This window comes from Aeromicrobium sp. CTD01-1L150, from assembly GCF_041951745.1.
Taxonomy (GTDB): Bacteria; Actinomycetota; Actinomycetes; order Propionibacteriales; family Nocardioidaceae; genus Aeromicrobium.
Genome location: NZ_CP169555.1, coordinates 190446 through 203041, shown reverse-complemented (window position 1 = coordinate 203041; position 12596 = coordinate 190446). Strand labels below are relative to the sequence as shown.

Here is a 12596-nt window from a genome sequence, read left to right as displayed (position 1 = left end):
TCAGAGGGCCAGGCCGACGTACTTGGTCTCCAGGTACTCCTCGATGCCCTCGCTGCCGCCCTCGCGGCCGAAACCGGAGGCCTTGATGCCGCCGAAGGGGGCCGCGACGTTGGAGACGACGCCTTGGTTGATGCCGACCATGCCGGTCTCCAGGCCCTCGTAGACCCGGATGACCCGGGAGTGGTCCTGCGTGAAGGCGTAGGCGACCAGGCCGTACTCGGTGTCGTTGGCCATGTGTAGGGCCTCGGACTCGCTGGAGAAGGTGAAGATCGGGGCCACCGGACCGAAGATCTCCTCCGTCCTGACCCGGGCCGCCTCGGGCACGCCTGCCAGCACCGTGGGCGGGTAGAACCAGCCCTCGCCGTCGGGTACCTCACCGCCGCAGAGCACGTGGGCTCCCTTGGCGACGGCGTCGTCGACGAGCTCGGCCACGGAGTCGCGCTGCTTGGCATCGACCAGCGGACCGACGTCCACGCCATCGGCCGTGCCCCGACCGAGGGTGAGGGCGCCCATGCGCTCTGCGAGGCGACGACCGAACTCCTCGGCCACCGACTCGTGCACGATGAAGCGGTTGGCGGCCGTGCACGCCTCACCGAGGTTGCGCATCTTGGCGAGCATCGCCCCGTCGACGGCGGCGTCGAGGTCCGCATCGTCGAAGACCAGGAACGGCGCGTTGCCACCGAGCTCCATGGAGGTCCTCAACAGGCCCTGCGCACTCTGCTCCACGAGCGAGCGACCGACGCCGGTGGAACCGGTGAAGGTGAGCTTGCGCAGGCGCGGGTCGCGGATGATCGGCTCCATGACGTCGCCGGTCGAGGTCGTCGTGACGACGTTGAGGACGCCGTCCGGAAGACCTGCCTCGCGCAGCACGTCGGCGAGCCACAGCATCGTCAGCGGCGTCAGGCCCGCCGGCTTGACCACCATCGTGCAGCCGGCCGCGACGGCAGGGGCGATCTTGCGGGTGCCCATGGCGAGCGGGAAGTTCCACGGCGTGATCATCAGGCACGGGCCGACTGGCTGCTTGAGCGTGAGCAGACGGGTGGCGCCGTTGGGTGCCACGGAGTACCGACCGGCGATGCGCACCGCCTCCTCGGAGAACCAGCGCAGGAACTCCGCCCCGTAGGTGATCTCGGCCCGGCTCTCGGCCAGGGGCTTGCCCATCTCCAGCGTCATGAGCGTGGCGAGCTGCTCGGACCGCTCGGTGACCAGCTCGAAGGCGGTGCGCAGGATCTCACCCCGCTCACGCGGTGCCGTGGCTGCCCACTCGGCCTGCGCGGCGACCGCAGCGTCGAGGGCCGCGGCACCGTCGGCCACGGATGCATCGGCCACCCGCACCAGCTCTCGTCCGGTGGATGGATCCTCGACGCCGAACGTCGCGCCGCCCTCGGCCGCTCGCCATTGCCGGCCGATCAGCAGGTGTGGGTGCACCGACTCGATGGCCTGCAGCTCGGCGCCGGACAACTGCGTGGTGTTCATGCGTTCACGTCCTCAGGGAACCTGCCGTGGGAATGTGGTCGCATGATGTCTCCTCGGTCCACTCGCTGGGGGCGTCTCCCTGCGCCGGGCGCAGCGGGGTGCTTGGGGGAACGCTCGCTCATGGTCCCCGACACTATGACCTGACGGGGCACCACGCGCGGCCGAGCCCACCCCGATCGCGCAAGAGGGAGCTCAGAGCTCGTTCCACGCGATCTCGGGCACGCAGACGGCAGCGAGCCGGGCGAGCAGCCCGAGACGCGCGGCCTTGACGTCGGGGTCGGGGTCCATGACCCGTACCTGTTCGAAGTAGGTCTCGACAACGGCCGGCAGGTCACCGGCGGAGGAGAACAGGTGGGCGACGTCCCCGTCATGTCCGGCCATCGCCTCCTCGAGACGGGCGACCTCGCGCTCCAGCGCGACCTCGGCGTCGGTCTCAGCCGATGCCTGGACCGCAGGGGTCCCGGGCGGGAGGATGCGCAGGACCCGCTGGATGGCACCCAGCACCGCGCCGCCCGTTCCCTCAGTGTCGGCCTCCAGCGCCTCGGTGAGCGAGGCAAGCAGGGCGTCAGCGCGGGCGGGACGGTCGGCGGCCGGGAGGACGGCGCGCACAAGCTCGTGCCTGGTGCCGGCATCCAGCAGCTGCAGCTCGTAACGCTGGCGGACGAACTCCGCTGCCCGTTCGAGCACGGCGGGATCGACCTCGATGCCGTCGGCAGCCAGCCGCTGCGCCGCGGCCGCGATTCCCTCGGGCACCGAGAGGGCGTCGAGCCGCGGGAAGTCGCGCAGCACACGGACGATGCCGAGCGCCGTTCGACGCACCCCGTACGGGTCAGACGTCCCGGTGGGGATGGAGCCGATCGCGTACATGCTGGTCAGCAGGTCGAAGCGGTCGGCCAGTGACAGCACGGCCCCGGGGACGCTCTGCGGTCCGGCCGACGCGGCGGTGCGTGGCATCTCCATCTCGGCGATGGCCTGGGCGACGGCATCGCTCTCACCAGCACGCGCCGCGTACTCGCGGGCCATCGTGCCGGCCAGGGACGACAGCTCGACCACCATCTGCGAGGCGAGGTCGAACTTGCCGAGCTCGGCGGCCCGGCGCACCGTGGCGACCTCGTCCGGGCCCAGGCCGTAGGCGTCCACGAGTCGGTCGGCGAGCGCGGCGATGCGGTTCACGCGGTCGTCGAAGGAGCCCAGGCTGGTCTCGAACGTCAGCTGGGCGAGGCGGGAGCGGAACTCCTCGGGGCTGGTCTCCAAGTCGGCTCGCCAGAAGAAGGCAGCGTCCTCGTACCGGGCCCGGATGACCGACTCGTTCCCAGCGCGGACGGCGTCGCGGTCACAGGGGCCGTTGGCGACGGTCACGAAGTGCGGCAGCATCGCGCCCTCGGCATCGGTGACCGGCAGGTAACGCTGGTGCTTGCGCATGACCGTGGTGAGGATGGGAGTGGGCAGCTCCAGGAAGCGCTCCTCGAAGGAGCCGAGGATGGGGTGCGGGTCCTCGACGAGGTCGGTGATCTCGTCGACGAGGTCGGCCTCGGCCTCCACGTCGACCCGGCCACCGGCATCGCGCGCCACTCCGACGGCGACGTTGGCCACGAGCTCGCGGCGCTGCTCACGGTCCCCGAGAATGCCGTGCTCGGTCATCAGGTCGGCGTACGCGTCGGCGTGGGGGACCTCGACCTGCTCGTCGGCGGCCTTGCGCAGCACCCGGGTGGTGCGCCCGGAGACCAAGGTCGAGACGGCGACCGGGACGACGTCCTCGCCGAGCAGCGCGACGAGCCAACGGATCGGTCTCGAGTAGCTGAGCTCGGGGTCGCCCCAGCGCATGTTGCGCTCCGACCGCAACGCGCGGACGGCGGCCCCGACCACGTCGGCGGCGATCTGCGGCGACGAGCGTCCCGGGACGTCCTTCTCCACCGTGACGTACTCGTGGCCGTCGATCTCGGCCTTGACGACCTCGTGCGGCGTCGCGCCGTTGCCACGCAGGAACCCGGCGAGCGCCTTGGTGGGCTTGCCGTCGTCCTCGTAGGCGGCGGCTACCTTGGGCCCGCGGACCGTCTTGGTGGTGTCGGCCTCCTTGGCCGCGACGTCGGTGACGGTCAGCGCGATGCGACGGGGGGTCGCGTGCACGGTGATGTCGCCGTGCTTCAGGGCGGTCTCCGCGAGCAGACCGCGGGCCGCGTCACCGACCTGCTGCTCGGCACGCCGGACGTCGGTGTGCGGCAGCTCCTCGACGCCGATCTCCACGAGCAGGGTGCGGGCATCGGTGACGGCCGGGAGCTCGCCGACCTCGGGGGCGGCCGGCAGCTCCGGCTGCCCGAGTGGGAAACCGAGCTCCTCACGGCGGGCGACCCACAGCTCGGAGACGGCGCGGGTGAGCCCGCGCATCAGGCCGAAGGACCGGGCCCGCTCGGTGGTGCTGATGGCGCCGCGGGCGTCGAGCACGTTGAACGTGTGGCTGCACTTGAGGACATAGGCGTAGGCCGGGACGGGTAGCTTCTCCTCAACCATCCGCTGCGCCTCGGCCGCATAGGACTCAAAGAGCTGGCGGTTGAGCTCCACGTCGGCGTCGTCGAGGTAGTACCGGCTCATCTCGTACTCGGACTGCAGGTACACGTCGCCATAGCTGACGTCGTTGTTGTACTGGATCTCGGTGAAGTGCGCGACGCTCTGCAACGCCATGACGATGCGCTCCAGGCCGTAGGTGAGCTCGACGGAAACGGGGTCGAGCGTGAGGCCGCCGGCCTGCTGGAAGTAGGTGAACTGGGTGATCTCCAGGCCGTCGAGCCAGACCTCCCAGCCCAGACCCCACGCGCCGAGCGCCGGGGAGGCCCAGTTGTCCTCCACGAAGCGGATGTCGTGGGCGCGGGTGTTGATGCCCAGTGCCTCGAGACTTTCGAGGTAGAGCTCCTGGGGGTCGGCCGGGGCGGGCTTGAGGATGACCTGGAACTGCGTGTGGGTCTGCAGCCGGTTGGGGTTCTCGCCGTAGCGGGCGTCGTCGGGGCGCACGCTGGGCTCGACGTAGGCGACCTTCCACGGCTCGGGGCCGAGCACCCGCAGGGCGGTGCTGGGGTTGGCGGTCCCTGCGCCGACCTCGGTGTTGAACGGCTGAGAGATGAGCGCTCCCCGCTCGGACCAGAACTGTTGGAGCCGCAGGATGACCTGCTGCATGGTGGGAGCCGGGGCGGTACCGGTTCCTGGGGGCGTCGTCGTCATGTCTCTTCACTCGTCGAGGGCGGGACCGTCCGAGCGTACCGGCGGTGTGGAAAACGGCGAAAATCGGTGTGCTGGCCCTGGACGAGGTCAGCACTGGCGGTGCTCTCGGCGGCTGCGCCCGTCATGGGAGCGGTGGCGGCACCGAGACCGCCCGCACCTGATCGGCGTGGCGCACCGCGGCCTCTCGTCGTCGGACACTTGGCCAGTAACTGACCGGATGTCATAGTTACTGAGGAGAGGCCGCGTCACCCGAGGCCGAGGAGCATGACGTGAAGAAGTGGACCCTGCTGGCAGCGGCGATCGCCACGGAGGTAAGCGCCACCTTGGCGCTACGGGCCGCGCAGGACGACTCCTGGTGGTTGATCGTCGTGGTGCTCGGCTACCTCAGCGCGTTCTCCTTCCTGGCCCTGACCCTGCGCGAAGGCATGCCGGTCGGGGTGGCCTACGGCATCTGGGCCGCCACGGGCATCGCCCTGACGGCGGCGTGGGCCGCGTTCCTCTTCGGCGATCCCTTCACCGTCGCCATCGGGGCCGGCATCGCCCTGATCATCGGCGGGGTGCTGCTGGTCGAGCTCGGCTCGCACCGCGCCGGCACCCGCGCGGGGGTGGCGCCATGATGTGGCTGACACTCGCCGGGGCGATCGTCCTCGAGGTGACCGCGACCCTGTCGCTGCGTGCCTCCGACGGCTTCCGCAAGCGGGTCTGGATCGCTCCAGTCATCGCCGGCTACGCCGTGGCACTGACACTGCTCGGCATCACCCTGGCCTTGGGCATGGCAGTGGGGGTGGCCTACGGCATCTGGGCCGCCTGCGGCATCGCGGCGGTGGCGGTCCTGGCCAAGTTCATCTTCGATGACGCGCTCACCTGGATGATGGCCGCTGGCATCGCCCTGATCATTGGTGGAGTCCTGATCATCGAGCTGGTCGGGGGAACGCACTGAGATGGGGACGTCATGAGACCGAGCAAACGCACCGGGGTCCTGCAGGCGGCGTTGACACTGGCGGGCGAGGTGGGGATCCGCGGCCTGACGATCGATGCCGTCGCCTCCCAAGCCGGGGTCACCAAGGCCGGGGTCCTGTACCACTTTCCCCAACGCGACGACCTCATCATCGCGGTCCTCGACCACGTGGCCGACACCTGGGAGCAGCAGGTGGCCGAGACGCTCGGCACCGACCCCGAGCACGCCACCGTCGCCGAGCGCGTGATCGCCTTCGCGACCACCGCCGCCACGACCCCTCCGGCGTCAGCGGAGCTCGCGGTGGTCATCGATGCGATGCGGTACGCGCACAGTCAGCGCCGCTGGCGCGACCTGGTCCGACGATGGACCCACGACCCCGAGCAGCCCCTCTCCGCCGACCAGCGGATCGCGCTGCTGGCCGCCGACGGGTTGTGGCTCGCCAATGCCACCGGCAACACCGACCTCACCAGCGCCGAACGGCAAGCCATCCTCGACCGCATCCGTGACCTGGCCACCAACGAGTAGGAGTCCGGGATCGGCCTGGCCCAAGATCACTTAGTACACGATTGCGTGTATCGTCTTCGCCATGACCACCGTCACCGTCAGCCACGCCGCCGCACTGTCCCGGCTCGGCAACGCCCTCTCGGACCCGACCCGCACGCGCATCCTGATGTGTCTGCGCGAAGCACCGGCGCTCCCCTCGGACCTGGCCGACGCGCTCGGCGTGAGCCGACAGGTGATGTCCAACCAGCTCGCGTGCCTACGCGGGTGCGGCCTGGTGGAGCGAGTGCCGAGCGGCCGCAACAGCTGGTACCGCCTGGCCAGCCCGGCCCTGGCCGACGCCCTGGGCTCCATGCTGGAGCTCGTGCTGACGGTCGACCCGGACTGCTGCGACGCCGACGGTTGCACCTGCACCGCCTTCGACCGCCCCCTCGAGAGCACGGCGTGAGCGAGCTGGCAGCTGGCTCCGCGGCGCGGCCCGGCATCAGTGCCGCCCGTCGCGCGGTGCTCGAGCGCCGGGTGCGCTGGATCGTGGCAGCCACCATCACCTACAACGTCATCGAGGCGGTCGTGGCGATCACCGCCGGTCGCATCGCATCGTCGAGCGCCCTCGTGGCGTTCGGTCTGGACTCGATGGTCGAGGTGCTCTCGGCGGCCGCCGTGGCATGGCAGTTCTCCGGACCAGACCCCCACGCACGCGAGCGCGTCACCCTGCGCCTGATCGCGGTCTCCTTCATCGGGCTCGCGATCTTCGTCAGCGCCGACGCCGTGCGGACCCTGCTCGGCGCCGAGGAGGCCGACCACTCCGGCGTCGGCATCGCGCTGGCGGCGGTGAGCCTGGCGGTCATGCCGTTCCTGTCATGGTTCGAGCGACGCACCGGACGCGAGCTCGGCTCGGCCTCGGCGGTCGCCGACTCCAAGCAGACGCTGCTGTGCACCTACCTGTCGGCCGTGCTGCTCGTGGGCCTGCTCCTCAACTCGACCCTCGGCTGGGCCTGGGCCGATCCGCTCGCCGCGCTCGTCATCGCGGGCGTCGCCGCCAGGGAGGGCATCGACGCCTGGCGCGGCAAGCACTGCTGCCCACCGCCACCCGGTGCCGAGCATGCGCTGGAGACAGCGTGCTCCTCAGGGTGCGACTGCTGCTGAGCGGACCGGGCATCCCGGCCGTGGCAGTATCGACGAGATGACGACGCTCAACCCGCCCACCGTCCTGGTCGGGACGTGGCGGCTCGAGCGTCGGATCGACGACCACCTGAACGATCGGAGACTCGACGTCACCGGCGAGCTGGTCATCGGCATGAGCGACGACGCGCTGCTGACGTGGGAGGAGTCCGGACGTCTGCGTGGCGACGACGGCCACGAGCTGCCCGTCTGGCGGCGGTACCTGATCCAGCGCCGGGGCGACGGGTGGATGGTCACCTTCGACGACGGCCGTGACTTTCACCCCTGGAGCCCCGGGGGCGAGGTCGTGCATCCCTGCGCGGCCGACACCTACCGTGGCCACTACGACCTGGCCGGACTCCCCGACGGTTGGGCGTTCGACTGGCACGTCACCGGCCCGGCCAAGGACCACCGGATCCGCACCACGCTGCAGAAGCCGAGGGCAGGACGATGAGTGTCGTCGGGTCCGTCGCCCGGCACCTCATGGGCCGCGACGTCGGCCATCCCCTCCGAGTCGGCGTCGACGGCATCTGTGGCGCCGGGAAATCCACGTTCGCCCGAGAGCTCGTCGCCACCATCTCCTCCCTCGGTGGGCCAGCGATCCACCTCGACTCCGACGGATTCCACCACGTCCGGGAACGACGTCACCGGCAAGGTCGGGGGTCGGCGCGTGGCTACTACGAGGACGCCTACGACTTCGACGCGCTCGCCGACCGTGTGCTCCGGCCTCTCGGTCCCGGCGGCAACCGCGTCCACGCCACCAGGGTGCACGACCTACACACCGACGACGTCGTCATCCTCGACGAGACCGCTCGAGCGCCGCGCGATGCCGTGGTCGTTTTCGACGCCACGTTCATCCAGCGTGACCAGTTGCGCTCGCTGTGGGACGAGGTCATCTACCTGCGAGCTGAGGAAAGCGTCGCCACCGCCCGCGGCGTCGCCCGTGACGCCGCAGTCCTCGGTGGACCAGAGGCCGCTCGCTCCGCGTTCGAGACGCGCTACATGGCGGCGTGCCGTCTCTACCTCGACGAGCAGGTCCCGGCGGCCCAGGCCTCCATCGTCCTCGACAACAACGACCCGTCAGCACCACGTCTCGTTCGCCCGTCCGAGCTCGGGCCGTACGAGTGATCCCGAGCGCGGCGATCTCGCGCAGTCTTCGAGAGGCCCTCAGATCCTTGGACTCGCCGGGGTCGCTCCACCGCCTCACCGTATGCGCACCACTGCCGCGGCGGCCGCGGTCACCACCAGGAGCGCACCGAGCCACTGTTGGGTCATGAGGCGATCGCCCGCGGCGAAGGCCGCGGCGAGGCCGAAGACGGGGACCAGCGGGAGGAAGGTGCCGGCGGTGGCGGCCGGCACCGTGCGCAGACCCGCGACGAAGAAGGTGAACGCGAGTCCGTAGTAGACCATCCCGGAGCCGGCCGCGAGCAGCCACGTTGACGGGGCGACCGGTAGCCCCGGAGGTGTGAGTCCGCTGACCACGGCAGCGGCGGCGAGGATGACAGCGAACACCAGGGCGGCGGCCTGTTGGCAGATCACGACGACCTCGGAGGCGTCGTCGAGCATGAGCTTGTGGGTCATGACGGTGTAGACCGCGCAGGCCAGGACGGCCAGCAGGGTCAGGGCGGTGCCGCGGGAGTCGATATCGAGGCCCGGACGGTAGGCAATGAGTATGACGCCGACCACTGCGGCGGCGATCGCTGCCACCGTGACCCGGGCCGCCTCCTGGCGCAGAACGAAGACGGCGAGGGCGACGATGAAGACCGGTTCGAGGGCCCAGAGCAGGACCGACATGCTGGCACTGATGTAGGTGAGCCCCCACAGGCCCAGGGCGTAGGCCACGCCAGGGTTCAGGACTCCGAGCGCGGTGAGCTTCGCCGTTGATCGGGTCAGGGTCCAGTGGGAACCACGGGCCAGGGCGATGACGAACAGGAGCGTACAGCTGGCTACGAGCTCGACGGCCAGCAGCGTCAGTGGTGCGATACCTCGGTCGAGAACTTGTTTGCTGAGGACGGTCCCGGTGCCCCAGCAGGCGGCAGCGGCGGTCAGGTACAGGGCAGGACGGACAGGTAAGGCTGCGGACATGGCTGTGCTCTCGAGGGTTGAGGAGGAAAGGGGTCGGCTGAAGCGCGCAGGCGCTCTGTCAGCTGACCGGTTCCTCACCGTCACAGCAGGCATACGACGGCCTACGTGCCGGAAGGACCACGTAGACGTTGTCGTGCATGAGATCCACGGTAGCCGGACTCCGAGCACCACGAGACCAAGCACGTCCGGCCGATTCGCGGACAACGTCAATCAGCCCGTCCAAGGCAACGTGTCGGGATCGAGGCCTCGGCGCGCCAGTCGGAAGCATCGATCATTGGCTATCCTTCGGTCGTGGCCCGAGCGAAGCAGCAGCGCGAACCCGGGAGCGCCGCGCCCTTGTCGCGTGCGCTACGACCCTCGCTGACCAAGCAGCAGGCCGAGGAGACCGCGCGGGTGCTGAGCGTGGTCTCCAACCCCACACGGCTGCAGATCCTCAGCCTGATCCACCACGGCACCGATGCCCGAGCCAGAGTGGCCGACCTGACCGCAGCACTCGGGCTACGACAGCCCACCGTCTCCCACCACATGAAGGTCATGCACGAAGCCGGCATCGTCAGCCGAGACCCCGTCGGTCGCGAGGTGTGGTACTCCATCGTCCCCGAGCGCCTCTCGATGATCGCGGACCTGCTCCGCTGAGCTCGTCATATGACCCACTGGCACGACGCCCGAGCCGCGCAGGTCGCGGCAATGGCCGACCCCGAACGACTCCGGCTGCTCGGTCTGATCCTCACCGACCCCACCGGTCAAGTCACCGCCGAGCACCTCGCGGGAACTGCCGACCCCGGCCCGATCCGCCGGCACCTGGACGCCCTCACCGACGTGGAGCTGCTCTCGAGGCACGGCTCCCACTACCGCCCCACGCATGACGCGCTGGTCCGCTTCGGCGCCCTTGCCGAAGACCGGGGGGCCGCCCCCGCCCACCGGGCCGACCACGAACGAAGCCTCGCCGCCATCACCGCATCCCTGAGTGAGCGGTTCGCCGGGGTGCTCGCCGCGGAGACGGTGCACGACTTCGTCATGGACAGCTACGACCTGCTCGCCTCCCGCGCCACCGTCCGACGCTTCCTCCCACAGCTCACCGATCGATTCGCCGCCGACCGGCTCACCGCTCTCGCGTCCGTGGATCACCAGGGCGCCAGGACCCGCGACGACGTCTTGTTCGTGTGTGTCCGCAACGCGGGAAGGTCGCAGATCGCTGCCGCACTCATGCGTGCCAAGGTCGGCAACGACGTCCGGATCCGTACCGCCGGCTCCGCGCCGGCCTCGCGGCTCGACCCGACCGTGCAGGACGAGCTCGCCCGCCGGGGTGTCGACACGCTGACGGAGTTTCCGCGGCCACTCACGTCCGAGGTGGTGCAGGCATCCGGCACCGTCGTCACCATGGGTTGTGGGGACGCCTGTCCCGTGCTGCCCGGTCGACGCTACCTGGACTGGCAGGTCGACGACCCCGTCGGGAAGTCACGCCAGGACGTGCGCCGCATCATCGCGGACATCGACTGGCGGGTCGACGAGCTGATCACCGAGATGGATCACACCGCACGTCCATGACTGCCCGGCAGACGTCGGCTCTCACCCAGTGCGACGGCGTTGAGTCGGTAGCCGACACCTCGAACCGTCTCCACCGCCTCGGACACGTCGAGCGCATCGAACTTGTGGCGGATCCGTTTGACGGCCGCCGTGAGGAGCCCCTTGGGATCTGCCGGCCGGTCGGGCCATGCCACCGAGACCAACGTCTCCCGGGATGCCGCGCGACCACCACGACGCACCAGCTCGACCAGGATGCAGAACTCCAGCGGACTCAGATCGAGGCCGATGCCGTCGACGTGGGCGTCCTGCCACTCGGGGACGACCGACAGCCGGCCGAACTCCAGGCAGGCCGGTGGGGGCAGACCGGGCAGGGCCTCGCTGACCACCTCGACCATGTGGCCGATGTCGTAGGGAAGCGCCACCAGGGGACGCCCTCCGGCCAGGACCGCCGGGCCGATGGCATCGGTGTCGTCGGGACGGTAGGCGATCAGGACCGGGAGGTTCATCTCGTCCCTGACGGCCTCCACGATCTCGCGCAGAGCTCTGGCGCCGAGGCGGCAGCTGACCAGCACGACGGCGGGCTCCTCGCGACCGAGGCAGGCCAGCGCACGCCAGGGGCTGGTGAAGCCCACCGCCGGAACACCGCGCCGGACCAGAGCGGCGGCGACGGTCTCGACGTCATCCTGGTCGGGCTCGATGATGACCACCCGTTCACGACCCTGCGATCGGGCCGCCCACGTCCGGGCGTCGGTGATGGCCCGCATCCGTTCGCTCGGCGGTTGGTCCGTGGCGCGCGGCATCAGATGGGTGCCTCCCCGAGCAGCTCCGCCACGGGGACGGCGAGGAGCCGGCCACCGGCCGAGCACCGGACAGACATCAGCCGAACCGTCCGGTGATGTAGTCCTCGGTCCGTGGATCAGCCGGCTTCTCGAAGATCACATGGGTGCGATCGACCTCGACCAGGAGACCGGTGCGGTCACCGGTGGTCTCATCAGGCCGTGCGGTGAAGAACGCCGTCCGGTCCGAGACCCTGGCGGCCTGCTGCATGTTGTGGGTGACGATGACGATCGTGTAGTCGCTGCGGAGCTCCTGCATGAGGGTCTCGATCCGGGCGGTGGCGATCGGGTCCAGTGCCGAGCACGGCTCGTCCATCAAGATGACGTCCGGCTCGGTCGCGATGGCGCGCGCGATGCAGAGCCGCTGCTGCTGTCCGCCCGAGAGGCCGTACCCGGACTCCTTCAGCTTGTCCTTCACCTCATCCCACAGTGCTGCCTTGCGCAGCGACTGCTCGACGTGGTCATCCATGTTGTCGATCTTCATCCCGGTGACCTTGGGACCGTAGGCGACGTTGCTGTAGATGGACTTCGGGAACGGGTTGGCCTTCTGGAAGACCATCCCGATGTGGCGGCGCAACCGGATCGGGTCGATCTTCGGGCCGTAGACGTCGATCCCGTGGTAGGTGACGGTGCCTTGGACCCGAGCGGAGCCGACGAGGTCGTTCATCCTGTTCAGGCAGCGCAGCACGGTCGACTTGCCACAACCGGACGGCCCGATCAGGGCAGTGATCTCGTTCTTGCCGAAGGAGAGGTTGACATCGTGGACGGCGTGGAAGTCGCCGTAGAACACGTTCAGGTCTCGCGCCTCGATCACCGGTTCCGGTGGCAGGTCAGGGGCG

Annotated in this window: 14 protein-coding genes; 9 read left to right on the top strand and 5 right to left on the bottom strand. The window is 69.8% G+C overall.

Annotated elements, in window-relative coordinates; translation table 11 throughout:
* Both ACEVFP_RS00950 and ACEVFP_RS00945 read right to left on the bottom strand, forming a co-directional pair.
* On the bottom strand, positions 1-1476 hold the full coding sequence (locus ACEVFP_RS00950) for an NAD-dependent succinate-semialdehyde dehydrogenase (RefSeq protein ID WP_375001472.1): 1476 nt from the start codon (positions 1474-1476) through the stop codon (positions 1-3).
* 192 nt (positions 1477-1668) lie between these two features.
* Entirely contained in the window at positions 1669-4689 is a 3021-nt protein-coding gene (locus tag ACEVFP_RS00945; protein ID WP_375001471.1) for a glycine--tRNA ligase, read from the bottom strand.
* A gap of 269 nt (positions 4690-4958) precedes the next feature.
* On the opposite strand from ACEVFP_RS00945, the gene ACEVFP_RS00940 reads away from it, so the two are divergent.
* The 7 genes from ACEVFP_RS00940 (at position 4959) to ACEVFP_RS00910 (ending at position 8437) form a co-directional block, all read left to right on the top strand.
* Positions 4959-5306: a DMT family transporter gene (locus ACEVFP_RS00940; protein ID WP_375001470.1), complete on the top strand. Its 348-nt coding sequence runs from the start codon at positions 4959-4961 to the stop codon at positions 5304-5306.
* Complete coding sequence (locus tag ACEVFP_RS00935) at positions 5303-5629, top strand: DMT family transporter (RefSeq protein ID WP_375001469.1); 327 nt, start codon at positions 5303-5305, stop codon at positions 5627-5629. The genes ACEVFP_RS00940 and ACEVFP_RS00935 overlap by 4 nt, the downstream gene beginning before the upstream one ends.
* A gap of 12 nt (positions 5630-5641) precedes the next feature.
* Positions 5642-6172 (top strand): TetR/AcrR family transcriptional regulator, encoded by a 531-nt coding sequence (locus tag ACEVFP_RS00930; protein WP_375001468.1) that lies wholly within the window; start codon positions 5642-5644, stop codon positions 6170-6172.
* Between the two features lie 61 nt (positions 6173-6233).
* Positions 6234-6596 (top strand): ArsR/SmtB family transcription factor, encoded by a 363-nt coding sequence (locus ACEVFP_RS00925; protein WP_375001467.1) that lies wholly within the window; start codon positions 6234-6236, stop codon positions 6594-6596.
* Positions 6593-7294, top strand: coding sequence for a cation diffusion facilitator family transporter (locus ACEVFP_RS00920; protein ID WP_375001466.1), 702 nt, complete (start codon positions 6593-6595; stop codon positions 7292-7294). Before ACEVFP_RS00925 ends, ACEVFP_RS00920 begins: the two co-directional genes overlap by 4 nt.
* A gap of 37 nt (positions 7295-7331) precedes the next feature.
* A complete protein-coding gene (locus ACEVFP_RS00915) occupies positions 7332-7763 on the top strand; it encodes a DUF6314 family protein (RefSeq protein ID WP_375001465.1) in 432 nt (143 codons plus the stop codon).
* Positions 7760-8437 (top strand): uridine kinase, encoded by a 678-nt coding sequence (locus ACEVFP_RS00910; RefSeq protein ID WP_375001464.1) that lies wholly within the window; start codon positions 7760-7762, stop codon positions 8435-8437. The genes ACEVFP_RS00915 and ACEVFP_RS00910 overlap by 4 nt, the downstream gene beginning before the upstream one ends.
* A gap of 75 nt (positions 8438-8512) precedes the next feature.
* Here the strand turns inward: ACEVFP_RS00910 and ACEVFP_RS00905 are convergent, their stop codons facing one another.
* Positions 8513-9394, bottom strand: a complete 882-nt coding sequence (locus tag ACEVFP_RS00905) for a DMT family transporter (protein WP_375001463.1) — start codon at positions 9392-9394, stop codon at positions 8513-8515.
* A gap of 291 nt (positions 9395-9685) precedes the next feature.
* Here ACEVFP_RS00905 and ACEVFP_RS00900 point away from each other — a divergent pair, with 291 nt between their 5' ends.
* Positions 9686-10030, top strand: a complete 345-nt coding sequence (locus ACEVFP_RS00900; RefSeq protein ID WP_375001462.1) for an ArsR/SmtB family transcription factor — start codon at positions 9686-9688, stop codon at positions 10028-10030.
* 9 nt (positions 10031-10039) lie between these two features.
* Complete coding sequence (locus ACEVFP_RS00895) at positions 10040-10942, top strand: low molecular weight phosphatase family protein (protein ID WP_375001461.1); 903 nt, start codon at positions 10040-10042, stop codon at positions 10940-10942.
* On the opposite strand, the gene ACEVFP_RS00890 is transcribed toward ACEVFP_RS00895, so the two are convergent.
* Entirely contained in the window at positions 10924-11721 is a 798-nt protein-coding gene (locus tag ACEVFP_RS00890) for a winged helix-turn-helix domain-containing protein (RefSeq protein WP_375001460.1), read from the bottom strand. The genes ACEVFP_RS00895 and ACEVFP_RS00890 overlap by 19 nt on opposite strands.
* Before the next feature lie 76 nt (positions 11722-11797).
* Positions 11798-12586, bottom strand: coding sequence for a phosphate ABC transporter ATP-binding protein PstB (gene pstB / locus ACEVFP_RS00885; protein ID WP_375003879.1), 789 nt, complete (start codon positions 12584-12586; stop codon positions 11798-11800).
* Positions 12587-12596: the final 10 nt, after the last annotated feature.

Coding starts and splice junctions, on each gene's coding strand:
- ACEVFP_RS00895 (WP_375001461.1), top strand. CDS start 10,040: ATGACCCACTGGCACGACGCCCGAGCCGCGCAGGTCGCGGCAATGGCC.
- ACEVFP_RS00905 (WP_375001463.1), bottom strand. CDS start 9,394: ATGTCCGCAGCCTTACCTGTCCGTCCTGCCCTGTACCTGACCGCCGCT.
- ACEVFP_RS00935 (WP_375001469.1), top strand. CDS start 5,303: ATGATGTGGCTGACACTCGCCGGGGCGATCGTCCTCGAGGTGACCGCG.
- ACEVFP_RS00945 (WP_375001471.1), bottom strand. CDS start 4,689: ATGACGACGACGCCCCCAGGAACCGGTACCGCCCCGGCTCCCACCATG.
- ACEVFP_RS00930 (WP_375001468.1), top strand. CDS start 5,642: ATGAGACCGAGCAAACGCACCGGGGTCCTGCAGGCGGCGTTGACACTG.
- ACEVFP_RS00910 (WP_375001464.1), top strand. CDS start 7,760: ATGAGTGTCGTCGGGTCCGTCGCCCGGCACCTCATGGGCCGCGACGTC.
- ACEVFP_RS00950 (WP_375001472.1), bottom strand. CDS start 1,476: ATGAACACCACGCAGTTGTCCGGCGCCGAGCTGCAGGCCATCGAGTCG.
- ACEVFP_RS00915 (WP_375001465.1), top strand. CDS start 7,332: ATGACGACGCTCAACCCGCCCACCGTCCTGGTCGGGACGTGGCGGCTC.
- ACEVFP_RS00925 (WP_375001467.1), top strand. CDS start 6,234: ATGACCACCGTCACCGTCAGCCACGCCGCCGCACTGTCCCGGCTCGGC.
- ACEVFP_RS00890 (WP_375001460.1), bottom strand. CDS start 11,721: ATGCCGCGCGCCACGGACCAACCGCCGAGCGAACGGATGCGGGCCATC.